Source organism: Mesorhizobium sp. M1312 (assembly GCF_040318115.1).
Lineage (GTDB): Bacteria > Pseudomonadota > Alphaproteobacteria > Rhizobiales > Rhizobiaceae > Mesorhizobium.
The window spans coordinates 149,963-172,252 of sequence record NZ_JAMYLQ010000010.1 but is presented as its reverse complement, the minus strand read 5'-3'; the positions used below and the strand labels follow the sequence as shown (position 1 = coordinate 172,252).

The following is a 22,290-nucleotide window of genomic DNA, read 5'->3' as shown; positions in this document are numbered from 1 at the left end:
CGGCGCCCTTTTTCGTTCATGCCAGGAATTGTCTCGCCAGACGGTGCGGTTGTTGTTGCAGCACACCTGCTGTGGGAGGATAATCTCGTGTCGGATGCATTTTCTGGGCGACAAACCCGGATGCCCGCCCCGGCAGTGACGCCGTGCTCCGAGGCCTCCGGAGGGAGGTGTGCATGACAAACTATATCGTGCTGATCAACTGGACGGAGCAGGGCGCCAAAAATGTGCGCGAGTCGCCGAAGCGGCTCGATGCCGCCAAGAAGCTGCTGGGAGACATGGGCGGCTCGTTCAAGGCGTTTTATCTCACCATGGGCGAATGCGATATGGTGGCGATCGTCGAAGCGCCCGACGATGCGGTGCTCGCTCGTTTCTCGCTGATGCTGGCGACAGGCGGCAATGTGAGGACGCGGACGCTCAAGGCTTTCCCAGAATTGGCCTATCGCGAGATCATCGCCTCGCTCGGCTGAGGCGTTGCGCGGCTACAGATCCGCGCAAGCTGCCGAGTCCGGCACGGTCAGGCGCCGCTTGACGGCGCCCGGCCAGGCTGGCCCGAAATGTTGCGAGGCGAAGGTATTTCCCGGATAGTCAGCGTGGTCCTTCAGCTCGCGTCTCGAGACACATGCCCAAGCCTCCGCTGACCATCTGGTACAACACCCGCTGTCCGGTTTGGGATGCCGGTATCGTCAGGCAGGAGCGACGGCTGGTCGAGGCGATCAAGGCGGGGCGGATCGCGTTTCGCGACATCAATGCCGAACCGGCTGCGCTGGCCGGATACGGCGTGTCGCTGGAGGACATCCGCCGCCGGCTGCACGCAACCGATGCGGATGGCAAATTGCTGGTCGGCGCCGACGTCGCAATTGCCGTCTGGCGGATGACGCCGGGCGAGGGCTGGCTGGCAGCGCTTTTCGGCAACCGCACCGTGCTGCCGTTGACGCGCTACGCCTATGATCGCTTCGCCGATCGCAAACGCGCTCTTTCAATCCCGTGCGGGAATCACGTTACATCGTAAGATATATCTTGACTCAATTACCTCGCCTGCCTAATTAAGATATATCGTAAGACATAACTCAAGCAGCAGACGATGCACGGACATCATCATTTCGGGGAACATGCCGAGCGCGCCTTCATGCACATGGCGGGCAGGTTCGGCGGCCGTGGCGCCGGCTTCGGTCCGTTCGGCCCTGGCATGCGGGGCGGCGGGCGCGGCGGTCCGGGCGACATGTTCCGTGCCGGGCGCATGCTGGCCGACGGCGATCTCAAGCTGATCACGCTGTCGCTGCTGGCCGAGGCGCCGCGCCACGGCTACGACATCATCAAGGCGCTGGAGGAACGCACCAGCGGCGTCTATAGCCCGAGCCCGGGCGTGGTCTATCCGACGCTGACCTTCCTTGAAGAGGCCGGCTATGCCGTCTCGTCGGCGGAAGGCAACAAGAAAGTGTTTTCGATTACCGAGGCAGGGCGGGCGCATCTCAATGACAATCGCGAGATGATCGACCACGTGCTCGATCATCTTGAGCGTTTCGGCCGCAAGATGGCGAAGGCGCGCGACTGGTTCGGCTGGAACGACGACGGCGAGGATGGCGGACGTCGCGGCCGCGGCGGTTCGGAAAAGCGCGACGAATTCCGCGCCGTGCGTCACCGGCTGCGCGCAGCCCTTGGCGACTTTGTCGATGCGCCGGCTGAAAAACAGGCCGAGGCGATCGCGATATTGAAAGGGGCGGCCGAAGCCCTGGAAGCGCTGTCGCGCGACTGACTCTGCGGCCGGACGCGGCCCTTGCCCGTTTGCTTAGGGACCGCTAGTGAAATCATCCTGCACCACGCTATGTGATGTAGGATGATTGCCGTTGGAGGGCGCTCCCATGTCTTTTCTGAAACGTCTTTTCGGCGGTGGCGGCGGTGACGCGGGCGAACCAAAGAGTGCTGCACCGGCAAAGCAGATCGAGCACAAGGGATTTTTGATCAGCGCCACGCCCTACAAGGCGGAGGGCCAATACCAGACCTGCGGCGTGGTTTCTAAGGAAGTCGACGGCGTGGTGAAGGAGCACAAATTCATCCGCGCCGATCGTTTTGCCGGGCTCGACGACGCTGTCGACATCTCGATCAAGAAGGGTATCCAACTGGTCGACGAGCAGGGCGAGAAGATCTTCGGTTAGCGTCGCGAATGGCAATGTCGCGCGACTTCGGAGCGAAGTAAGAAAGCTGCAGGCCGACGCATCGGCATCAGGCAAGTGCAAAAAAGGCAGGCGCCCGGCGCCTGCCTTTTTCTAGTTTACCAGCTGTTCGCGCTCTACGCGGCAGCGGCGACCGCTCCAGTCGAGGCCACCGCCGCATCGACCTTGGCTGATGCCTTGGCCAGAGCGGCGGTGACGGCATCGGGCCCCATGCCGACGCCTTCGATGCGGATGACCTCGACGTCGGTCATGCCGATGAAGCCAAGCACGCTGCGCAGATAAGGGACGGCGTGATCCATCTGCACGGCAGCGCCTTCCGAATAGATGCCGCCCGAGGCAAGGACGATGTAGACCTTCTTGCCGGTGACGAGGCCCTTCGGGCCATTCTCGCCATAGGCAAAAGTCTTGCCGGTGCGGGCGACGTGATCGACCCAGGATTTCAGGGTCGACGAGATGCCGAAATTGATGAAGCCGGTGGCGAGGATGATGGTGTCGGCCGCAAACAGTTCATCCAACACGCCGTCGGAGACGCCGACGACCTCGGCCTGGCGCTGGGTGCGGGCTTCGACGGGCGTATAGATGCCAGCCGAATAGTCCGGATCGATGTGCGGCAGCGGGTTTGCCACGAGATCGCGTGCGACCAGCTTGGCCGAAGGATCGGCGGCGAGCAGCTTTTCTGCAAGTTCAGTGGCGATGCGGGTCGAATGCGAGGCAGCGCCGCGCGGGCTGGATGTGACAAAAAGGATGGACATGGCGGGTCTCCAAGGGTTGGAATGATTTTGTCCCCTCAGATATGGGCCCTCGACCTATTTAAAAAACTGGTATATTTTCTGTACTATCCATCTAAAATTTGGATAAGGTACAATGCAACCCAATCCAACGCTTGACCAACTGCAAATCCTGGTGACGGTGGCCGACACGGGCAGTTTCTCCGCCGCCGGACGCAGGCTCAACCGTGCGCAGTCGGTGATTAGCTACGCAATCGCCAATCTTGAGGCGCAGCTTGGGCTGAAACTGTTCGAGCGCGAGGGCACGCGCGAGCCGCAACTGACCGAGATCGGCCGGGCGATGCTGGAGGATGCCCGACGCATGACCGGCGTGCTGCAGCGCATCCGCTCGCGTGTCGACGGCCATAAGCAAGGGTTGGAGGCGGAAGTCAGTATGTCGGTCGACGTGACACTGCCTTCGCCTGTACTGGTTCGGGTGCTGAAGGCATTCGAGGCGCAGTTTCCGACCGTGATGTTGCGCCTGCATGCCGGCTCGCTCGGCCTTGTCCTCGATCATGTCGTCAACGGACAGGCCGATCTCGGCGTCGGAGGCATTCTGGGCGAAGCCGACGTCAACCTTTTGCGGATCGGCTTCACCACTTTGGTGCCCGCTGCCGCGCCCAGCCACCCCTTGGCGCTGCTTCCAAGGCCGGTGCCGCTCGAGGAGGTGCGCGAACATATCCAGCTTGTCGTCAGCGATCAGTCGGAGCGCACGCGCGGACGCGACTACGGCGTGTTCGCCTACCGCACCTGGCGGCTGACCGATGTGCGCACCAAGCATGCGCTGATGCGGGAGGGGCTGGGCTGGGGCGGGCTGCCGCGCTGGCTGATTGCCGACGATCTGGCAAGCGGCCGCCTTGTCGAGCTCGACCTCGAGCCCTACAGCGAGGTGCGCTCGCCGCTCTATGCCATGCATCGCACCGACCGCAGCCCGAAACCCGCGGCAGCCTGGCTGATCGACCAGTTCAAGCGCCAACTCGGCTGCTTCAACGAGTTCGAGCCGCGCCAGGTCCCCGATGAGGAGCTTGGGACAGACCGTCGATGAGCGCGATAAGCACCTCGCGATACGGGGCAGGCGATGCGCCGGCCTCGATAGCGAGGGCCGCCCGGTCGAAGGCTGCGGCAAGCAGCGCCGTCAGCGCTTCCACCGGCAATCTCATCATGGACTGCGAGCGCATCGCTGCAACTAGGCCTTCGCGCAGCGAGCGGTTGCCGTGGCGGTTGTCGATCTCGTCCATGGCGGCTCGGCCGAGCACGGCCGGTCCGTCGAGCAGCAGCAGCCGGGTGCGGCCGGGTGCGCGCATGGCGGCAAGATAGGCATCCGAGCCGGCGATCAGCGCGTCGCGGGCAAACAGTGAGGGCGGCGAGGCGCGCTCGATCTCTTCCGCCACAGCCGCCGCCTCCTGCTCGACGACCGCGGCAAACAGCGCCTGCTTGTCGGCAAAGTGATGATAGAGCGCGCCGCGCGTGACTCCGGCCGCAGCCACGATCTCGGGCGTGCCGGTCTCCGTATAGGACTTTTCGGTGAACAGTCTTCGCGCCGCGGCGATCAGGTCGGCGCGCGTCGCTTCGGTGCGATCGCGATTGGAGCGGCGCGCGGATTCTTGTTGCATACATGCAGCCTGTATGTTAATTCGTATTTACATGCAGATTGTATGTTATTTGACGGGAGAAGGAAAGATGAAGACAACAAGCTATTATCCAGTGCTCATGACGGGCGACGTTGCGGGCACGGCAGCCTTTTATGTCGCGCATTTCGGCTTCCAGCCATTGTTTGAGAGCGACTGGTACGTGCATCTGCGCTCAATCGAGGATCGCCGGGTCAATCTCGGCATCGTCCAGGGCGATCATGAAACGATCCCGGAGGAAGGGCGCGGCCGTACCTCCGGCCTGTTGATCAATTTCGAGGTCAAGAACCCGGATGCAATCTATGATCGGGTCATGGCTGCCGGCCTGCCGATCCTGCGAACGCTCCGCGACGAACCCTTCGGCCAGCGCCATTTCATCACCAAAGACCCGAATGGCGTGCTGATCGACGTGATCAAGCCGATCCCGCCAAGCGCCGAGTTTCTGGAGCAGTATGCCGAAGCGGCGGCGGGCTGAGCGAGATAGCGGCTGGCAGGAACTGTCTGTAGATGTGACGTAAAGCCTTCAGCCGCGTGGCCGGTCACGTCTTTGGGGTCTATGCTGAGGCTCATCAGCCTGGGCCCAATCCATGCGTGAAATCTGCCTTGTCCGCGCACCCTCAAGCCTTGGCCTGCGCCCGCTGAGGCCAGGTCATATACCGGGGACGTGGCGTGCGCCGCAGGCATTGACCGAGGCCGGCTTGATCGAGACGCTTTCGCCCCTCAATGTGGTCGATCTTAATCGGCCCGCCTATAGCACGGAGCCGCAGCCGGGCACCCGGCTGCGCAACGGCAACGCGATACGCAGCTTCAATCTCGAACTTGCCGAAGTTGTTGCCGGCGCGCTGGGACGGGGCGAGTTCCCGCTGGTCGTCGGCGGCGACTGCGCGGTCCTGCTTGGCGCACTGGCTGCTGCACGGCGATCCGGTCCGCTGGGCGCTGGTCCATGTCGACGGCCACAGCGATTTCCGCCATCCGGGCAACTACGACATCAACGCTTCACTCGGCGCGGTCGCCGGCATGGACCTTGCGCTCGCCACCGGACGTGGCGAGCCGCTGCTGACCGACTGGCCTGAAATAGCAAGCCCCCTGGTAGCGGACGAACAGGTGATTCAGATCGGCGAACGCGAGAACCGCGACCCCGACTTCGCCTGGCCGGACATCAATTCGACCGCGATGACGCTGATCGATGTCTTTGCCGTGCGGGAGCTTGGCGCGGCAAAGGTCCTGGAAAAGACCTGGACCACGCTGGCGCGAACCGGCTGGCCCTATTGGGTGCATTTCGACGTCGATGCGCTCGACCAAACGGTGATGCCGGCGGTGGATTCACCAGGCAGTCCCGGAATCGATCCCGACGATCTCGTCGCCATCCTCGCGGCGCTGATGGCGGACCCGCGCTGCACCGGAATGGATATGACCATTTTCGATCCGGACCTCGATCCGACCGGCGAGCTGGCAGTGCTGCTGGTTTCGCTGCTTGGCCAGATCTATGCGCCGCGATAATGGTCAGCTTCGCGCCACCGGCATCACCGTGACCTGAGTAATGCCGGAGCGGCGTACCACCGTGCACAGTGTTTCGCGGCCGATGCGCTCGGCGTCGAGCAGGCGAACCAGATCATCGACGCCGGTGACCGGGCGTCCGTCGATGGCGGCGATGATGTCGCCTTCCCTGAGCCCGGCCTTGGCGGCCGGGCTGTTCGCCTCGACGCTGCGCAGGCGCACCGCCGTGCTGCTCGACACTTGCGAAAGAAGGGCGGCGCGGCGCGGCAGGTTTGTCGTATCGGCCGAGACACCGATGAAGGCGCGGCGCACCCGGCCAAAGCGGATGATCTCCGAAATGACGAAATTGGCGGTGTTGGACGCAACCGCGAAGGCGATGCCTTGCGCGCCATGGATCATGGCGGTGTTGACGCCGATGACCTCGCCCGCCGACGACACCAGCGGTCCGCCGGAATTGCCCGGGTTGAGTGCTGCGTCGGTCTGGATGACATCGTCGATCAGCCGGCCGGTGGAGGCACGCATCGAGCGGCCGAGCGCCGAGACGACGCCTGATGTGACGGTCCATTCGAAGCCGAGCGGGTTGCCGATGGCAATGGCGATCTGGCCGCGCCGCAGGCGCTTGGAATCGCCGAGCGGCGCGATATCGGCAAAGCTGCCGTCGGCACGCACCAGCGCGATGTCGGTGTCGGGGTCGCGGCCGAGAACACGGCCTTCCCTGGAGACGCCGTCCGGCATGGTGACGCGGACGCTGCGGGCATCGCCGACGACGTGGAAGTTGGTGACGACCAGCCCGTCCGGCGTGATGACGAAGCCGGAGCCTTGGCCGCCGGCGCCGCCGATGCGCTCGATGCGGCAGACGGCGGGACCGATGCGGTCCACCGCATCGGCGACCGTTGCCGAATAATCATCGAGCAGCGCATCGTCGAATTGCAATTGCTGGGCGGGGAGGGACATGGCAGGGCTCCGTGTCTTTAGAGCAAGAAGAAGGATGCCTATATGTGCGGAGCGGCCGGATCGGCCGCGACCTGACCAGATGGCCAGTCCAAGGCCCAACTAGCCGTCAGGCGAGTACCCGCGAACGCGCTGCCGAGCGATATCTGGGTTAGAGCGACGAGCGTCCATTGGGCGCTCAAAGTACGCTCTAAGACTTTGAGTTCTCGCATCGTGCTTCCGAAAATCGATTCCGATTTTCGGGCCGATGCGATAAAAACCCAGGAGATCCAAGATGAGCGACTTCAATCTGAGCGCATTTTCCGACGCCGTCGCCGATATAGCCGCCGCAGCGGCGCCGGCGACGGCGAGCTTCGCCACGCATCAGCATCGCACCGCGACCGCCTTCCATTGGCGCGACGGCTATTTTATCGCTGCCGAGGAGGCGGTGGAGGCCGGCGAGGAGATCGACCTGACGCTTTCTTCGGGCGACAAGGTGAAGGCTGAGCTGGTCGGCCGGGATCCATCCACGGGGACGGCCCTTCTGAAGCCGACCGGCGCGCCGGACGCGCCGTCGCTGGCCAAGGCAGGCACGGTGCGCCCGGGCCACCTTGCCATCGCCGTCGGCAATAGCGACGGTGCGGGGCTCGCCGCATTCGGCACGGTCGGTGAGGTCGGTCCGGCCTGGCGCTCAATGCGCGGCGGTACGATCGACCGGCGCATCAATCTGGCCGTCAATGCCGGCGGCCGTTTCGAGGGCGGCCCTGTGCTCGACGCTAAGGGCGCACTGATCGGCATGCTGCTGTTCGGGCCGCGCCGGCGGGCGCTGGTCATGCCTTACGAGACGATCGAGCGGGCGGCAGCGACGCTACGCGAGAAGGGCCATGTCGCGCGCGGCTATCTCGGCGCCGGCCTGCATCCGATCCGCAATGGCGACACGCATGGCGCGATGGTGATGAGCCTCGACGACAATGGCCCGGCGAAAGCGGCCGGCCTGCATCTTGGCGACATCATCGTGTCGTGGGACGGCGAAGCGGCGCATGGTCCGCGCGAGCTGATCCGCAGGCTCGGGCCGGACAGCGCCGGCGCGTCGGTGACGCTCGGCGTGGAGCGCGGCGGCGAACGGCGCGATGTCGTGCTGACCATCGGCGAAAAGCCGCTGAACTGAGAAGAGCGATGGCAAGTCACGGGATCACGAGGCGGCGGCTGACGATACTGATCGCGCTCGATGACGCCGTGCGTGCCGAACACCTGTCCACGGCCCTTGCCGCGACTGACGATCTGCTGCCGATTGTGGCTGGCAGCAGCGATAGCGGCGACAGAGCGGATGTCGCGATCGTCGATGACAATAGCCTGGAAAGACGGGACCTGGAGGGCGGAGGGCTGGAAGGTGCGGCCACCGATCCCGCGATACCCCAGGTGCTCCTGTCTCAACGAGGGAGGCGGCAGCGGCCGGCCGATAACGTATTTGCCGTGCTTCCGGCGGCAGCGGACGATCTGCTGATCGCTGCCGCCGCGCGGCTGGCGGCGGCTGGCTATCGGATCTCGGGCGAGGGCCGCCCTTTGTCCGACCGGCATGACGATTTCGCCTTCCATGACGACGACCTCTCCGACGAGGAGCCGGTCGACGACAGGGCCGGCCGGCCGCCGCTGTCGCCGCGCGAGAGCGAAGTGCTGGCGCTTTTGGCCGAGGGCGCGCCCAACAAGGTGATCGCGCGGCGCTTGAACATTTCCGTGCATACGGCGAAGTTCCACGTCGCGGCGATCCTGATCAAGCTAGGTGCGGCCAACCGCACCGACGCGATCGCCATCGCCATGCGGCAAGGCCTGGTGCTGGTCTAACCTCCAAGCCTACGCAGCGTAACTCACATCCGGCGTGTTTGGCCTTGCGCGGCACGCAACCGCCGCGCAAGGATCACGCCTGTAATGTTGCAAGGGAGGCGCAAGACATGTCGCTCAAGGGAAAGACGCTGTTCATCTCCGGCGGGTCGCGCGGCATCGGGCTGGCGATCGCACTGCGCGCTGCGCGCGACGGTGCCAATGTGACGGTCGCGGCCAAGACCGCCGAGCCGCATCCAAAGCTGCCGGGTACGATCTACACGGCGGCTGAGGAGATCGAGCAGGCAGGCGGCAAGGCGTTGCCGATGTTGTGCGACATACGCGAGGAGGGGCAGGTGGACGAGGCAGTCGCCCGGACCGTCGAAAAATTCGGCGGCATCGACATCTGCATCAACAATGCCAGCGCCATTCAACTCACCGGCACGCTGGAAACCGATATGAAGCGCTACGATCTGATGCACCAGATCAACACCCGCGGCACGTTCCTGGTTTCCAAAATGTGCATTCCGCACCTGAAGTTGGCTGACAATCCTCACATCTTGAATCTAGCGCCGCCGCTCGACATGAAGGCCAAATGGTTCAAGAACCATGTCGCCTATACGATGGCCAAATTCGGCATGTCGATGTGCACGCTGGGCATGAGCGCGGAGTTCGCCAGGGACGGCATCGCCGTCAATTCGCTGTGGCCGATCTCGACGATCGATACGGCAGCAGTGCGCAATCTTCTGGGCGGGGCGACAGTGGCGGCGATGAGCCGTTCGCCCGATATCATGGCCGATGCCGCGCATGCGATCCTGCTTAGGCCGTCGCGCGAAGCGACCGGCAATTTCTACATCGACGAGGAGGTGCTGCGCGCCGAGCGCGTCAGCGATTTTTCGATCTATGCGCCTGATGCGACAGGCCCGCTTGCCGGCGATTTCTTCGTGCCCGACGAGGTGTTTGCGAATTCGGTTACAAACATAAAGGGGATTTATTAGCGAGAATCGCGCTGCTGTCTGAGCACCGTGTTTCGGGCGGGTCGCTTTCGTTTGGAAGGGTTTGAGGCGGAAGCGAGGAATGTCTGGGCCCCGCATAGGCTTCGGTTCTCCACCGAAGCCGGAAACAAAACCCCGCCGGCGAGGGGGTACCGGCGGGGCTCATGTGTCCCGCTGGAGTCGGGACAGGGCAGGGAAGCCCTAGCCAGAATCTGGGGTGGGCGACCTCGCGATTCAATGCCTGGTTAAATCGCGACGTACATTCTCCTTCCCCCTCAGCTCATTGCCGGAAATTGCCCATCCGGTGAAACCGGGGTGGGATCTTTCTTCCCGTATAGATTCCAGAAACCAGTTCAGGTTTCTGGAATCGTTGCTTTTAAGTTGGCCACGGTCTTTACGAAAACCGGTTTACACTTTTTGCTTCGCTGACCTTCGGTTCGGGACCATGGCTTAATTCGCGCTGGCCACCGGCGCCACCAGCGAGGTGATGCGGCGGATGGCGACGCGACGGTTCTCGCGCTCAGGCTCCGACGTGTTGACCTTGAGATACTCCTCGCCATAGCCCTGTGTCGTCAGGTTCTCCGGCGGGATGCTGAAGGCATTGGTCAGGGCTTCGGCGACAGCCTCCGCGCGACGGTCGGACAGAGCGAGGTTCGCCTCCGGCCTGCCGACGGCATCGGTATGGCCTTCGATCAGGAAGGTTTCCGCCGGGTTCTTCTCCAGCAGCTTCTCCATGGCGCTGGCGACGCCTTCCAGTTTCTGCACCTCGGTTTCGGGGATCGAGGCTGAACCGAATTCGAAGTTCAGCGTGTCGAGGTCGATGCGGCGCGCGATGTCGCGCACGCGGGCCGAGCGCTTAACCTCGTCGATCGAGTAGAGGCGCTGAACCCTTTCCACCGGTGGCTGTTCGAGGAAGGTATAGTAGTCGTCTGGATCCTCGATGTCTTCGGCGTCCAAAATGTACTCCTCGCGCGGAATGTCGATCCGAATCGGCGGCAGGTCGTCGCCCGGATCGCGCCAGTCGTTATCGTCGTCATAGTGCCGCTCGTCGACATAGCTCAGCACATATTCGCGTCCGTCGGGCGCGATGCGTGAACGCTGGATGACGTCGCCGTAGCGGTTGCGGATGGTGACGATCTGGATTCCGTTGTCACGCTCGACGATTTCCCGGGTGCGATCGCCCGACAGTTCCTCATAGTAGACGTTCCTCGCGCCACGATGCATGCGCGGGGCATCGTCGCTTTCGACGATCGTTTGGTTGTTGAACTGTAGGATAACGCGGTCGCCGAGTTCCCTGACGACGTCGACCCCTTGCGGGCGCGGACGGCGGCGAATGTCCTCGTCGCCGCGCACACGCTCAACGCGTTTGCCCTTTTCCTCCGTCACCGGAACCATCCTCTCAAGCTTGAGCTCCTGCTGGGCCGCCCTGTCGTCGGTGGGCGGCGGTCCCTGGTCGACCGGAGCCGGCTTCGGGGCTTCCGCCTGCTCGCCGTCCTGCTGCGTGGGCTGACCACCCGCGTCCTGGCCGCCCGTCTCTTGCGCGTTGTCCCTGCCGCCCTTGCGCTTGCGTACGGCATCTTTCTGGCTGTCGAACACGGGAGCCTCACCCTGGGCCGGACCTTCCCCTTCGGCGGGCGCGGCCTGTTGGCCATCGGCGGGCTGCTCGCCGGATGTGGGCTGCTCTCCCGGCGCCGGCTGTTCGCCGATAGGCTTCTTGCGACGTTCCTTAGCCTGATCCCGGGGCTTTTCGCCCTCAGCGGGAGCCGTTTGCCGGTCGGTCGGAAGCGGCTCGGCCTGCTCGCCGTCGGGCGTTTCCTCCCTGGCCGGCTGTTCGGAGGGTGCGGCTTCGATCTGCTGATCCTGGTCCCGCTTCTTCCGGCGCGGCGTGACCTGCTCGTTGTCATTTGCAGGTGCGGCCTTTTCGCGGGGTTCTTCGGCGGGTGCGGCTTCGATCTGCTGTTGCTGGTCGCGCTTCTTTCTGCGCGGCTGCTGTTCGTCGTTGGCAGGTGCCGCCTGCTCGGCGGGCGCTCCTTCGATCTGCTGTTGGTCGCGCTTCTTCCTGCGCGGTTTCTGCTCTTCGGCCGGGGCGGCCTGTTCGGCGGGCGCTGCTTCGATCTGCTGTTGGTCGCGCTTCTTCCTGCGCGGTTTTTGCTCTTCGGCCGGGGCGGCCTGTTCGGCCGGGGCTGCTTCGAGCTGCTGTTGGTCGCGCTTCTTTCTGCGCGGTTTTTGCTCTTCGGCCGGGGCGGCCTGTTCGGCAGGGGCTGATTCGGTCTGCTGTTGCTGCTCGCGCTTCTTTCTGCGTTGATTGCCCTCTTGCTCATCGCCGGAAGGCGCCGCCTGCTCCGTGGGAGCCGATTCAGCCTGCCGCTCGCGCTTCTTGCGAGGCTTCTGCTCAGGTTCTGCCTGCTGTGCGCAGCCTTCCGCCGACTCGCCTTCGGGGCAATTCGATTGCGCCAGGATCAAGGGCGTTGCGGTACGCTGCGGTGGGCCGAACGCGGCGCCGCCCTGCAGCGGGAATGCGCCCAACGGCGCGGACGCCATCAGCAGGCCAAGTGCCGTGCCTGCCAGAATCCGTGGTTGGCGTTTCATTAAGAATCCTCCTTTTGGCGTCCCATCCCGGCCCAAACTGTTCATCAACCGGATTGGTTCCGGTTAGCAGGCATTAACGGCCAGGAAGGGCGATTGGCCGGCGTTTTGAAGGCGACTTCGTGTCATTCCTATGGTGCCGCCTATGGTGCTGGCCGGGTTTGCGTCTGTTGCGGTGCTTGACCTTGACGCCAGCTGGGGCCACATCCCGTCAATGGAAACGCCGTTCTGGAAAATCAAGACGCTCGAGGCGATGACCCCAGCTGAGTGGGAATCGCTTTGCGACGGCTGCGGCAAATGCTGTCTGTCGAAACTCGAGGACGAAGACACCGGCGAGATCTACTGGACGAGCGTCGGCTGTCGGCTGTTCGACGCCGAAACTTGCCGCTGTTCGGACTATGCCAACCGGCTGGCGCGTGTCCCCGACTGCGTCGGGCTGACGCCGCAGAATGTGCGCACTATAAGCTGGTTGCCCAAAACCTGCGCCTACCGACTGGTCGCCGAGGGCCACGATCTCTACTGGTGGCACAGGCTGGTGTCGGGCAGTGCCGAGACGGTGCACGAGGCCGGCATCTCGATGCGCGGCCGGGTCAGCGCCAGCGAGACCGATCTTGCCGAGCCGGACGACTATTTCGAGCACATGCTGGACGACGAGCCTTAAGGGGGGAGCCAGGGCCCGGAACCGGCTGCGCGACAGGGCGTTTTCTATCCAGATTGTTCAAAACCGGCTAGATTGTTCAGAACCGGTCAGATCGTTCGGAACCGGAAAAGCGGAGAAAACTGCGAAATTACCTCTTGTTGCCACATGAACCCAATATGAACGGCTGGTTCGTAAAAAGTTCAGATACGCAGGCGCATTCTCCTCCCCATCGGTTCGACCAAGACACATCGGTTCGATCAAGACACACCGGTTTCGATCAAGACAGGCGGAAGCCCTGAACAAGGAGAGAAGACAATGTTCAACACGATTAAGACGGCGGCCCTTTCGGCGTTTATCGGGCTCGGCACGCTTGCCGCTATCCCCGCCACTGCCCAGGCAGACAGCATCTATCTCGGCTTCGGCAATAACAACGATCCGCGCGTCGGCGTCTATACCGGCGACGACGATGGTTTCTATCGCGAACGCCGCCGCGAACGCGACTGGCGCCGGTCCTGCTCGCCGAACCGTGCCCTCAATAAAGCAGAGCGCATGGGTCTGCGCCGCGCCCGAATCATCGACGTCAGCCGCCGCACGGTGAAAGTCGCGGGCCGCCAGTACGGTGACCGCGTGGTGATCGTGTTCGCCAATGAACGCGGCTGCCCGGTTATCTACCGGTAAACGGTCAGCTACCGGTTCGGGATCTTCTGCGAAGGTCGGCTTGGGAGATGATCTCCTGCGAAGATCAGCCGGAGACACGACCTTCTGCGAAGGTCGGTCTGGAGTAGCGGATCCCCTTTCCGCAAGGGCGGGTGCGGCTCGAAAAAACCCCGGAGGACCAGTCCTCCGGGGTTTTTGATGCAGCAAAGGCCGAACTGTTCAGGCGGCGGCGGTCACTTCAACTCGAAAGTGACAGTGACCTGTACCGTGTAGGAATTCTCGCCGGCCTGCACCAGAACCGATTCGCGGGCCGCGTCGAAGGCCTTGGCGTTCATCGGTATCGGCGGCGGCGCGACGTTCTGGTCGGTGATTTCCAGCACCCGTCCGATGCTGACGCCGGCGGCTTCAGCCAGCGTCTTTGCCTTGGCCATGGCGTCGGCGACTGCCTTCTTGCGGGCTTCGGTGAGAGTTGCAGCCGGATCCTCATTGGAAAACGAGATGCCGCCGCCCTGGTTGACGCCGAGCGAAACCGCCTTGTCGAGAATCTCGCCTGTTTTGTCGATGTCGCGGATGCGCACCGAAAGCGTGTTGGTCACCTGGTAGGCGATGAGTTCGGCTTCCTGGCTGCCGTCCGGCTTGCTGGTGTAGTTGTAGCGCGGGCTGATCTGGATGCCGGCTGTCTGCAGGTCGCGCTCGTTGATGCCAGCCGACTTCATAGCGGCGATCACGGAGGCCATGGCGTCGTTGTTGGCATCGAGCGCGGCACGCGCGGTCTTGGCCTCGCGCATGACGCTGAGCGTCAGCAGCGCCAGATCGGGGGCCGCGGTCGCTTCGCCTTCGCCGGTGACGACGATGCGGGGCGGGGGCGGCGAATCGACCGCGCCGGCCATCGCCGGAAAAGCGATTGCGGCGGCGAACGCTAAGGGCAAAAGATGTCTGGTCATAAAAATCTCCTCGGTCTGCGATCCAGTCGCGCTTGTCGACTACCGCATCGCCTCAAAAATCGGAATCGATTTCGGAAAGCACGATGCGTAGATTCAAAGCGTTAGAGCGCACTTTGCGCGTCTAAGTGGACGCACGTCGCTCTAATGTCTGAATATGGGCTGATTTGGGACGATCTCGGCCAGCCAGTTCGGAAAGCCTTGTGCGATTCGGGGAAAAACATTAATCCAGCCGCGTGTGGGGCCTGTAGCTCAATGGTTAGAGCCGGCGGCTCATAACCGCTTGGTTGGGGGTTCGAGTCCCTCCGGGCCCACCATTGGCTTTTGTGGCCGTTGATTTAATTGGATTTTTTGGCCATTTTTGTCCCACCTCTTTCAACCGCCTCAGAAAGTGGGACAATTTTGTTCTCTTTTCGATCGATAACCAGCAGGTATTTCGCCGCTCTCGCTACCTTCCGGCGACGCGCTTTCTTGATGTAGTGGTCGGGCTGCTGGTACGTCGTCCACCCATATATCGCCTTCAGCTGCTCGTGGGTCGCGCCGTTCTCAGCGGCGATCGTCGCGCCGGCCTTGCGAATTCCATGAGCACTGCAGTGCGGCAGCTCAGCTTGGTCACACCACTGGCGCATCTTGTTACCTAGACCGTTCTCCGAAAACGGGCGACCATATTCATTGACCAGGAATGTCATCTGGTCGGAGGGCGTGTGCTCAAGTTCCGCCTCTAGTTCGGGCAGCAGCGGGAGCTCTACCAACACCGCATCCTTGTTACGACTGGTCTTCCCAGGCTTGATTCTGATCCACTTCTCCCACTGCTCGGTCTCCTCGTTGTAGACGAGCGTGATGTGCTGTCGACCGAAGATCGCGACGTCCGACAACCGCAGGCCAGTAAACATGAAGATCGAGAGCGCACGTCTGGCTGCGGTACCCAGCGGATGCCGCTTCTCATATTGAACGATCTCCGACAAGTCCCATGGGTGCCAGCCGTCGCCGCTCTTCAGCCGTCTGATGCCGCGGGCGGGATTGGAGTCGACGCCCGGAATCTCTGTGTCCTTTGCCCACTCAAACATCGCGCTGATGGCTTTTACGATATTGTTTGCGGCGCCAAGGGCGTCGAGCCTGGTGTCCCTGATCTCCTTAACATGAGACCGTTTCATACCGGCGAATGGCAGAGATCCCTTGGTGGGATACTGAGGATCCGGGTCACCTTCGAGGGGATGAGGTAATTCGCATACGCGCTCCAGAATTGCTCGTCGGCGCGCCATAGTGTCTTGGGTGATTTCCGTGCCGCCCCGACGGTAATACTCCTGGCAAAGCCACAGCAACGTGCCTTTCTTCGCTGGCTCGGAAGGCTTGGGGAGGCGCCGGCAAATCTCGGGAAGAGTGCCGGGCCGAACATAAGTGACCTCGGCGCGCGCGCAGCGCAGTTCCTCGAGGAACTCGTCGCTGCCGGTCGGTTCACGGAGCCGGACCTTCTTCCGACCCGGTGCGCGAAAATAGTACCGATCATTGCCGTGGCGATCAGTGTCCTTCACTACGCCCTTAAGATCGACCTTCACGGGCTCATCCGTCATGTTCGTGGTTTTCGATCCCAAGGATTGTCTAGTGGCGGCGAATCTTCGTCAAGCTTTGGTGCTCCTCCGATTTGGCGGTGAGGGAGCTTTCGAAACGCCAATACAAGTTCCTCGACGTCCCAAACAATGCGCCCCTTGCTCGGCATTCGTGGCTGCGGCATCCGGCCGTCCTGGACCATTTCATCAAAGGTCGTTGAGCTTACGCCGATGAACGTCGCAGCCTGCTCGCGATTGATTCCTACCGGCGGGAGCGAGGGCGGCAAGACGCTCGGGGTGCGTAGCATCGGTTTAGCGTGAAAGCGCGTCTTTAACGCCTGCCTGTCTTCCTATGCACCTGTCCCAATATTGTAGACGCTCAATCATGTCCTGGCCCTGTGCTTGCAGGCTCACCCTAGGTCTCCAGACCTAGGATCGCTCAAGACACGGGACTCTTTTCCAGCCTTTGTGTACGATGATGGGTATCTTAATGCGCTCGAGGCCAAGAACTGAATGGGCGGCGACTTGGAAGGGCAAAATGACCGCCGAACCACGAATCTGAGTCAGAGGCGGAATCCAAGTGAAGAAAATCTGGCTGTGTTTTCAGATGGTTATGACTCATATAGCAACCGTACCAACCAACAGAAATACCAACAAAATATTCCTTTGGATTAATTTCATTCCTCCCGGAATGCCCGACTGATTTGGTCCGACAGCGGCTTCACAAAATAGGAAAGCGCCGTACGCTCGCCCGTCTGGACCATCGCTTCGGCTGGCATGCCGGGCACGAGCGTCAGGTCCTTGAGCTTCGTCAGTTCCGCATGCGAAACCGATAGACGCACCAGGTAATAGAAAATGCCGGTTTTTTCGTCCGTCGCCAGATCGGCTGCGATCCGGCTGACATATCCGTTCAATTCCGGCGTGGTTCTCAGATTGAAGGCTGACATCCGCAGCATGGCCTTGTGACCAAGCTGGATTTGGTCGATGTCCTTCGGGGTGATCCGTACTTCCAGCGCAAGATCGTCGCCTTCCGGCACGATTAGCATAATCGGATCGGCGGGCGTGATCACTCCGCCGACCGTATGAACTGCGAGTTGTTGAATGGCGCCTGACTGCGGCGCGACAATATCGATCCGTCGCAGTTCGTCTTCAGCCGCCACCTTGCGCTCAACATACTCCCCAACCTGCGCCTGAACCTCTCTGAGCTCCTGGCCGACTTCCGTCTTGAGATCCTGATCGATCTGCAGGATCTGCAGGCGCGTTTCGGCTATGCGGCCTGCCGCCTGTGCCTGATATGCAATCTTCTCACCGCGTTCGCCGCCGAAAGTGGCAACCTGCGTCTTCAGGCTGTTCAAGCGTTGGTCCGAGACAATGCCTTGGTCGCGCAGTCCACTCAGGGCAGCAATTTCCTTTTGGAGAATCTCGATGCTTTCCTCACAGGCAATTTCCTGCGCCTTGAGTCCCTCGATCTCGTGCTCATATTGAGTAATGCGTTCCGCTAGCTGCGCCTGCTTTCCGTCGCGGGATTGTCTGCGGAATTCGAACAGCCGCGTCTCGCTATGTATTGCCGAAGCTACGTCCGGAACATCTCTGCGGGCGAGCAGCCAGTCCGGGAAGGCGATCTCCGCCAGATCGTCACGCTCAGCTTCGAGTCGTGCCAGGTGGGCGGCCAGCTCATCGAGCCGCTTGGTGACTATGGCGAGATTGGCGCGCGTCTGGGTGGCATCGAGCCGCATGAGGATGTCGCCGGCTTTTACTTTATCGCCTTCGCGCACCAGGATTTCTCCCACCACCCCGCCGGTCGGGTGCTGCACCGTCTTCACATAGGAATCGACGACAAAGTGTCCGGACGCGACAACCGCGCCGGAGAGATTCGTGAAGGCCGCCCAGGCTCCGGCTCCTCCCACAAAGATCACGCTCGCCAGCAGGCCCGCCACCAGGTGCCGGCGAATGGACCTGGAAACGTCATTGTTCTGATGAATGCCGGACACCGGGATCCTCCATGTCAGCGCGCTCGTTATCCTGTGTAGACTCGATGGCCTTGACCCCAGCGCCTGATGCCATCGCTGCCCCCTTAAGGACTTTGGAAAGCGCTTCATCACGCGCACCGAATGCTCGCTGCCGTCCACCTTCCATCACCAACACCAAATCCACGGCGCGGATGGCGCTCGGCCGATGGGCAACGACAACCGCAATGCCCTTGCGCTCGCGCACGGAGGCGATCGCCTTAACGACCGCAGCCTCGCCTTCCGCATCGAGATTGGCATTGGGTTCATCCAGCACGACAAGGAAAGGGTCTCGATAAAGAGCACGGGCAAGACCGATACGCTGGCGCTGCCCGGCGGAAAGTGCCGATCCGGCCTCACCAATCGGAGTTTCGTAGCCGTGCTCAAATCGGAGGATCAGTTCGTGCGTGCCCGCTGCCTTCGCCGCGGCGACAATAGCCTCAGGGTCAGGATCGTCTTCAAAACGAGCGATGTTTTCGGCAATGGTGCCGTCGAACAGTTCAACACCTTGCGGCAAATAGCCGATATGACGGCCTAGCGCTTCCCGGTCCCATTGATCGAGGCTTGCGCTGTCGATGCGAACCTTTCCGGCGACCGGCGCCCATGCGCCGACGATGGCGCGCGAGAGTGTCGACTTGCCCGAACCCGATGCACCGATGATCCCGAGTGCGCTTCCCGCCTGAACGGCAAACGCAAGGCCGGTCACGGTCGGCTTCCTTTCGCCGGGCGGAACGATTGTCACGCCTTCGAGGCGGAGTTCGCGTTCAGGTGCAGGCATTGGCATAACAGGAGCGGTTTCAGGAACCTTTCCCAGGAGGTCCTCCAGCCGCGCCCAACCCTGGCGCGCCATGAGGAAGGGTTTCCAGCTTGAAATGGCCAGATCGACCGGAGCCAGCGCACGCCCCATCGTGATCGAACTGGCAATCATGACCCCGGCCGTAGTCTCCTGCCTGATGACAAGGTACGCGCCGACGGCAAGAATGGCCGATTGCAGCAGCACGCGCAGCGACTTTGAAATGCCACCCAGCCCACCTGCCACGTCCCCGACTTTCCGGTTGGCGGCCAGATACTTGGCATTGGCCTTGTGCCATCGGGCAGCGATCCGCTTTCCGAGACCGAGAGCTTGCACGACCTCGGCATTGCGGCGCGCTGCTTCCAGTAGACCATTGCGTACCATGTTGTGGTCAATGGTATCGCGTATCGGCCCTTGCGAGAGAGTGTTGGTAAGGAGTGTCAGAGATGTGAGACCGATCGCCCCGATAAGTGCCGTCATGCCGATCCAGAAATGAAAGAGGAAGCAAATGCCAAGATAAAGCAGCATCCATGGCAGATCGAAGAACGCTGTCGGACCGTTTCCACCTAAGAATCCGCGAATATTGTCGAGATCGCGAAGCGGCTGCAAGCCGTCGCCCGGCATGCGCGTTAAAAGCGGAAGGCGAACGATCGCATCGTGAACGCGTCCGGAAAACTGTTCATCGAAACGCTCGCCAATCCGCAGCAGCACGCGCGCGCGCAAAATGTCGAGCAGGCATTGGAACGCATAAAGCCCTGTAGCAAGCACGACGAGCCCCACCAGCGTCGATACGCTGCCACTTGCCAGAACGCGGTCATAGACCTGAAGCATGAACAGCGGCGAGATCAGCGCAAGCACGTTGACCACGCCGCTGATCAACACAATACCCCAGATTGCGGCAGTCAGAGGGAAGGGTCTCAAAGCTGAATCCTTCAAGGAATGGTTATTCAGGTAGATCTCCGTGAGGATCTGGCACCCAGCTCCCTATATTGCTTCCCGAACGGCGATCGACTGCATCCGCTCGCTGAGTCAGGATCAGTGCTCCCGCCAAATATGTTTGGTCCCGGCGTTTGATAGAGCGGGTCAACAACACCGTCCGGCTGAAGGTTTGGAAGGGCAACGTCATCGTGGCCGGCCGCAAGGGCCCGAACAGGCTTACCGCCCACGCCTTCAGGGAGATTTCGGTGTACGACCAGCGCGACGTGCAGGGCTTCGTCAAGCTGTACACGCTGCGACTGCTCCCGGGCGCCCCGGCCCATCGCAAGTAGCGGAAACGGAAAGCGCCCGCCCCGGGGGGGCGGGGCGCTGTTCCGTATGGGTTTTCTGGATCAAACGAAGGTGAAGTCCGACGCGGTCAGGCCTAGGTCGGCCACGGTGACCACACCGCCCAGGTGGGCGAACTCATGCGCGCTGTTGTCGGCCGTGACATAGGCCAGAGTTGCGACTCTGTCGGTGTAGCTGCTTTGGTAGACAATGATGTCGCCGGCGTGCTCGCCGGAGATCGCACTCGCGGCTTCAGAAGCAGAGTTGAAAGATTCGCCAGTGATTACCACGACGTGTTCGCCGTTCGCACCTGAGGCCGCACCACTGTAGAAGCTGCCCACCGGGTAGCCGGACTGTATGCTGGCGTTGTTGACGAAGTTCGCGCCAAAACCGTCATTGTAGAGGCCCACCGCATCGAAGGCGAACTTGTCCTCCGCCGGGTTGAAATCGGTGATAGTGGTAATGTCCGACTTCGACCCGACAACCCCAGGCACCGGATTGTGGAACTGGAACACGAACGTGTCATTGTCGGTGCCCCCGGTCAACGTGTCCTGGCCGTCACCCACGTAGAGGACATCCTGGCCGGGACCGCCGCTGAGCCTGTCATTGTCGTCACCGGAGATGCGCGCGTTGAAGCGGCCGTTGTCGCCGGAGAGATCGTCCCAGCCATCTCCGCCGAAGATGCGGTCGTTACCCTCGCCGCCAAGGGCTCGGTCACTGCCCGGGCCAGCCGAGATCTCGTCGTTGCCGCCACGACCGTCAATCCAGTCACCGCCCTGGAAACCCTCCATCCAATCTTCACGCTCGGTGCCGATGAGTGTTTCGGCATTCGGGCCACCCTCGATAATGTTTGCCATCGAAAAATACTCCTAATGATGCACCCTGCCTGACGCGTTCATATTGCTCATCGGATAATTAGAGAAATCGATTGCTTGGATAGACACACATTTACGAAATGGATGCACTCCCGTTCACTTCCTTCTGCTGAGCAGTTGCGGGCTCGCTGGCGGCGGGGACGCTGGTCGCCCAAGCAATCGATCTGAAGATTCGACACTCAAACCACCAGGACAACACTTCGTAATGGGGCCGACCTGGTTCGGCCCCAAACTTCTCTCTGTTTGCTCGACGCCGGCATACCCGCACCGTAAGCGCTGGACGAGGACAAGTTCCGCTGGCCGCGGGTGGAGAACGGCGTGATCCGGCTTGCCGCGCCGAACTGATGGCGCTCGGAAGGCATGGACTGGACGCGCGTTCGAGCCGAACGGAGACGGCGCCCGACATCGGCCCGAGGCCGTGGCGAAGTGACTCAGGCGCAAAAGGCGGGCTTCAGGCCGTGCACAATAAGCTTCTGTCGGCGTCATGACGAGAAGCGCTTCGGCCCTTCCCGCGGACATCGATACGCTCAAGGCGATGTTCGTCGCCATGGCGGCGGAGAAGGCCGAACTGCAACAACTCCGGAGCGAAACACTCAAGGCCGAGATCGTCCGGATGGCGACACTCAACGAGCCTGCCCAGGAGCGGATCGCCGACCTTCATGGGATCGTCAAGCAGCTGGAGCGCGCCGCTTCGGTCGCAGCTCCGAGAAGCTCGAACGGGACCAGCAGGCCTTCGCCTTCGACGAAATCCAGACCGGGCTCGGCGCGATTGAGTCCGAGCTCGAGGCCGCAAGACCGACAGGCGAGCCGCGACGTGCTGCGCGACCGCGCAAGGCGTTCCCGGCGCATCTGGAGCGGGTCGAGATCGTCATCCAGCCCGAGCCATGGGGGAAGAAGCGCTCCCGCAGCCAATCGTACAGTCCGTCAAACGCGGTCGGCCGCACAGGCTTGCGAAACGGAACAGTCCCGCCCTCGCTTAGATACCGAGGCACCGTGTTGCGCGCGCACCCGAATTCCTTCGCCCGTCGGTTCATTCCCCAGCCAAGCTCATGCAGCCGCAGCATCGCCGCCACCTCTTCAGGCTGAAGGATCTGCTCTCCCTGCATCGTTCTCGACAATGCAGGAATCGCCCAATCCCAATCGCCATCCATGCCTCCTCTCCTAACCGAGGGGGTC

At 62.2% G+C, this 22,290-nt stretch carries 22 protein-coding genes, 1 tRNA gene and 2 pseudogenes; 15 read left to right on the top strand and 10 right to left on the bottom strand.

Features of this window, described 5'->3' with window-relative positions:
• The first annotated feature begins 173 nt into the window (after positions 1–173).
• From NKH36_RS14640 to NKH36_RS14625, 4 genes are all read left to right on the top strand, one after another.
• Positions 174–467, top strand: coding sequence for a GYD domain-containing protein (locus NKH36_RS14640; protein WP_065009207.1), 294 nt, complete (start codon positions 174–176; stop codon positions 465–467).
• 152 nt (positions 468–619) lie between these two features.
• Entirely contained in the window at positions 620–1,009 is a 390-nt protein-coding gene (locus NKH36_RS14635) for a thiol-disulfide oxidoreductase DCC family protein (RefSeq protein WP_352959298.1), read from the top strand.
• Positions 1,010–1,081: 72 nt separating this feature from the next.
• Entirely contained in the window at positions 1,082–1,753 is a 672-nt protein-coding gene (locus NKH36_RS14630; protein WP_352959296.1) for a PadR family transcriptional regulator, read from the top strand.
• 106 nt (positions 1,754–1,859) lie between these two features.
• Positions 1,860–2,153, top strand: a complete 294-nt coding sequence (locus NKH36_RS14625) for an HlyU family transcriptional regulator (protein ID WP_352959294.1) — start codon at positions 1,860–1,862, stop codon at positions 2,151–2,153.
• A gap of 134 nt (positions 2,154–2,287) precedes the next feature.
• On the opposite strand, the gene NKH36_RS14620 is transcribed toward NKH36_RS14625, so the two are convergent.
• Positions 2,288–2,923 carry an FMN-dependent NADH-azoreductase gene (locus NKH36_RS14620; protein WP_352959292.1) on the bottom strand — a complete coding sequence of 212 codons (636 nt, stop codon included), beginning with the start codon at positions 2,921–2,923 and terminating at the stop codon, positions 2,288–2,290.
• A gap of 112 nt (positions 2,924–3,035) precedes the next feature.
• On the opposite strand from NKH36_RS14620, the gene NKH36_RS14615 reads away from it, so the two are divergent.
• On the top strand, positions 3,036–3,983 hold the full coding sequence (locus NKH36_RS14615; RefSeq protein WP_352959291.1) for a LysR family transcriptional regulator: 948 nt from the start codon (positions 3,036–3,038) through the stop codon (positions 3,981–3,983).
• Here the strand turns inward: NKH36_RS14615 and NKH36_RS14610 are convergent.
• Positions 3,925–4,551: a TetR/AcrR family transcriptional regulator gene (locus NKH36_RS14610; RefSeq protein WP_352959289.1), complete on the bottom strand. Its 627-nt coding sequence runs from the start codon at positions 4,549–4,551 to the stop codon at positions 3,925–3,927. The genes NKH36_RS14615 and NKH36_RS14610 overlap by 59 nt on opposite strands.
• Before the next feature lie 67 nt (positions 4,552–4,618).
• Between NKH36_RS14610 and NKH36_RS14605 the strand changes: the two genes are divergently transcribed.
• Both NKH36_RS14605 and NKH36_RS14600 read left to right on the top strand, forming a co-directional pair.
• Positions 4,619–5,041, top strand: a complete 423-nt coding sequence (locus tag NKH36_RS14605) for a VOC family protein (protein ID WP_352959287.1) — start codon at positions 4,619–4,621, stop codon at positions 5,039–5,041.
• A gap of 419 nt (positions 5,042–5,460) precedes the next feature.
• Positions 5,461–6,066: an arginase family protein gene (locus NKH36_RS14600; RefSeq protein WP_352959285.1), complete on the top strand. Its 606-nt coding sequence runs from the start codon at positions 5,461–5,463 to the stop codon at positions 6,064–6,066.
• Positions 6,067–6,069: 3 nt separating this feature from the next.
• On the opposite strand, the gene NKH36_RS14595 is transcribed toward NKH36_RS14600, so the two are convergent.
• Positions 6,070–7,017, bottom strand: a complete 948-nt coding sequence (locus NKH36_RS14595) for a S1C family serine protease (protein WP_352959283.1) — start codon at positions 7,015–7,017, stop codon at positions 6,070–6,072.
• A 271-nt stretch (positions 7,018–7,288) separates the two neighbouring features.
• On the opposite strand from NKH36_RS14595, the gene NKH36_RS14590 reads away from it, so the two are divergent.
• From NKH36_RS14590 to NKH36_RS14580, 3 genes are all read left to right on the top strand, one after another.
• Positions 7,289–8,161 carry a S1C family serine protease gene (locus NKH36_RS14590; RefSeq protein WP_352959281.1) on the top strand — a complete coding sequence of 291 codons (873 nt, stop codon included), beginning with the start codon at positions 7,289–7,291 and terminating at the stop codon, positions 8,159–8,161.
• A gap of 8 nt (positions 8,162–8,169) precedes the next feature.
• Positions 8,170–8,835, top strand: a complete 666-nt coding sequence (locus NKH36_RS14585) for a helix-turn-helix transcriptional regulator (protein ID WP_352959279.1) — start codon at positions 8,170–8,172, stop codon at positions 8,833–8,835.
• A gap of 107 nt (positions 8,836–8,942) precedes the next feature.
• Positions 8,943–9,809 (top strand): SDR family oxidoreductase, encoded by an 867-nt coding sequence (locus NKH36_RS14580; protein WP_352959277.1) that lies wholly within the window; start codon positions 8,943–8,945, stop codon positions 9,807–9,809.
• A gap of 447 nt (positions 9,810–10,256) precedes the next feature.
• Here the strand turns inward: NKH36_RS14580 and NKH36_RS14575 are convergent, their stop codons facing one another.
• The gene (locus NKH36_RS14575; RefSeq protein WP_352962874.1) at positions 10,257–12,395 is read right to left on the bottom strand and encodes an OmpA family protein; all 2,139 of its coding nucleotides are present in this window, start codon (positions 12,393–12,395) and stop codon (positions 10,257–10,259) included.
• 211 nt (positions 12,396–12,606) lie between these two features.
• Here NKH36_RS14575 and NKH36_RS14570 point away from each other — a divergent pair, with 211 nt between their 5' ends.
• Both NKH36_RS14570 and NKH36_RS14565 read left to right on the top strand, forming a co-directional pair.
• Positions 12,607–13,053: a YcgN family cysteine cluster protein gene (locus NKH36_RS14570; protein WP_352954869.1), complete on the top strand. Its 447-nt coding sequence runs from the start codon at positions 12,607–12,609 to the stop codon at positions 13,051–13,053.
• Positions 13,054–13,347: 294 nt separating this feature from the next.
• Positions 13,348–13,710 carry a hypothetical protein gene (locus tag NKH36_RS14565; protein ID WP_352959273.1) on the top strand — a complete coding sequence of 121 codons (363 nt, stop codon included), beginning with the start codon at positions 13,348–13,350 and terminating at the stop codon, positions 13,708–13,710.
• Positions 13,711–13,922: 212 nt separating this feature from the next.
• Here NKH36_RS14565 and NKH36_RS14560 read toward each other — a convergent pair whose 3' ends face one another.
• Positions 13,923–14,633, bottom strand: a complete 711-nt coding sequence (locus NKH36_RS14560) for an SIMPL domain-containing protein (protein ID WP_352962843.1) — start codon at positions 14,631–14,633, stop codon at positions 13,923–13,925.
• Between the two features lie 238 nt (positions 14,634–14,871).
• Between NKH36_RS14560 and NKH36_RS14555 the strand changes: the two genes are divergently transcribed.
• Positions 14,872–14,947 (top strand) — tRNA-Ile (locus tag NKH36_RS14555).
• A gap of 21 nt (positions 14,948–14,968) precedes the next feature.
• On the opposite strand, the gene NKH36_RS14550 is transcribed toward NKH36_RS14555, so the two are convergent.
• The 3 genes from NKH36_RS14550 to NKH36_RS14540 form a co-directional block, all read right to left on the bottom strand.
• The gene (locus NKH36_RS14550) at positions 14,969–16,186 is read right to left on the bottom strand and encodes a tyrosine-type recombinase/integrase (protein WP_352959269.1); all 1,218 of its coding nucleotides are present in this window, start codon (positions 16,184–16,186) and stop codon (positions 14,969–14,971) included.
• Between the two features lie 668 nt (positions 16,187–16,854).
• Positions 16,855–18,168 (bottom strand): HlyD family type I secretion periplasmic adaptor subunit, encoded by a 1,314-nt coding sequence (locus tag NKH36_RS14545; protein ID WP_352959267.1) that lies wholly within the window; start codon positions 18,166–18,168, stop codon positions 16,855–16,857.
• On the bottom strand, positions 18,143–19,912 hold the full coding sequence (locus NKH36_RS14540; RefSeq protein ID WP_352959265.1) for a type I secretion system permease/ATPase: 1,770 nt from the start codon (positions 19,910–19,912) through the stop codon (positions 18,143–18,145). Before NKH36_RS14540 ends, NKH36_RS14545 begins: the two co-directional genes overlap by 26 nt.
• Before the next feature lie 134 nt (positions 19,913–20,046).
• On the opposite strand from NKH36_RS14540, the gene NKH36_RS14535 reads away from it, so the two are divergent.
• Positions 20,047–20,244 (top strand): hypothetical protein, encoded by a 198-nt coding sequence (locus NKH36_RS14535; RefSeq protein ID WP_352959263.1) that lies wholly within the window; start codon positions 20,047–20,049, stop codon positions 20,242–20,244.
• Positions 20,245–20,304: 60 nt separating this feature from the next.
• On the opposite strand, the gene NKH36_RS14530 is transcribed toward NKH36_RS14535, so the two are convergent.
• On the bottom strand, positions 20,305–21,096 hold the full coding sequence (locus NKH36_RS14530; RefSeq protein WP_352959262.1) for a calcium-binding protein: 792 nt from the start codon (positions 21,094–21,096) through the stop codon (positions 20,305–20,307).
• Between the two features lie 378 nt (positions 21,097–21,474).
• On the opposite strand from NKH36_RS14530, the pseudogene NKH36_RS14525 reads away from it, so the two are divergent.
• Positions 21,475–21,969, top strand: a pseudogene (locus NKH36_RS14525) (transposase domain-containing protein); the annotation flags it as partial.
• Positions 21,970–21,998: 29 nt separating this feature from the next.
• On the opposite strand, the pseudogene NKH36_RS14520 reads toward NKH36_RS14525, so the two are convergent.
• Positions 21,999–22,265, bottom strand: a pseudogene (locus NKH36_RS14520) (hypothetical protein); the annotation flags it as partial.
• Positions 22,266–22,290 lie beyond the last annotated feature (25 nt).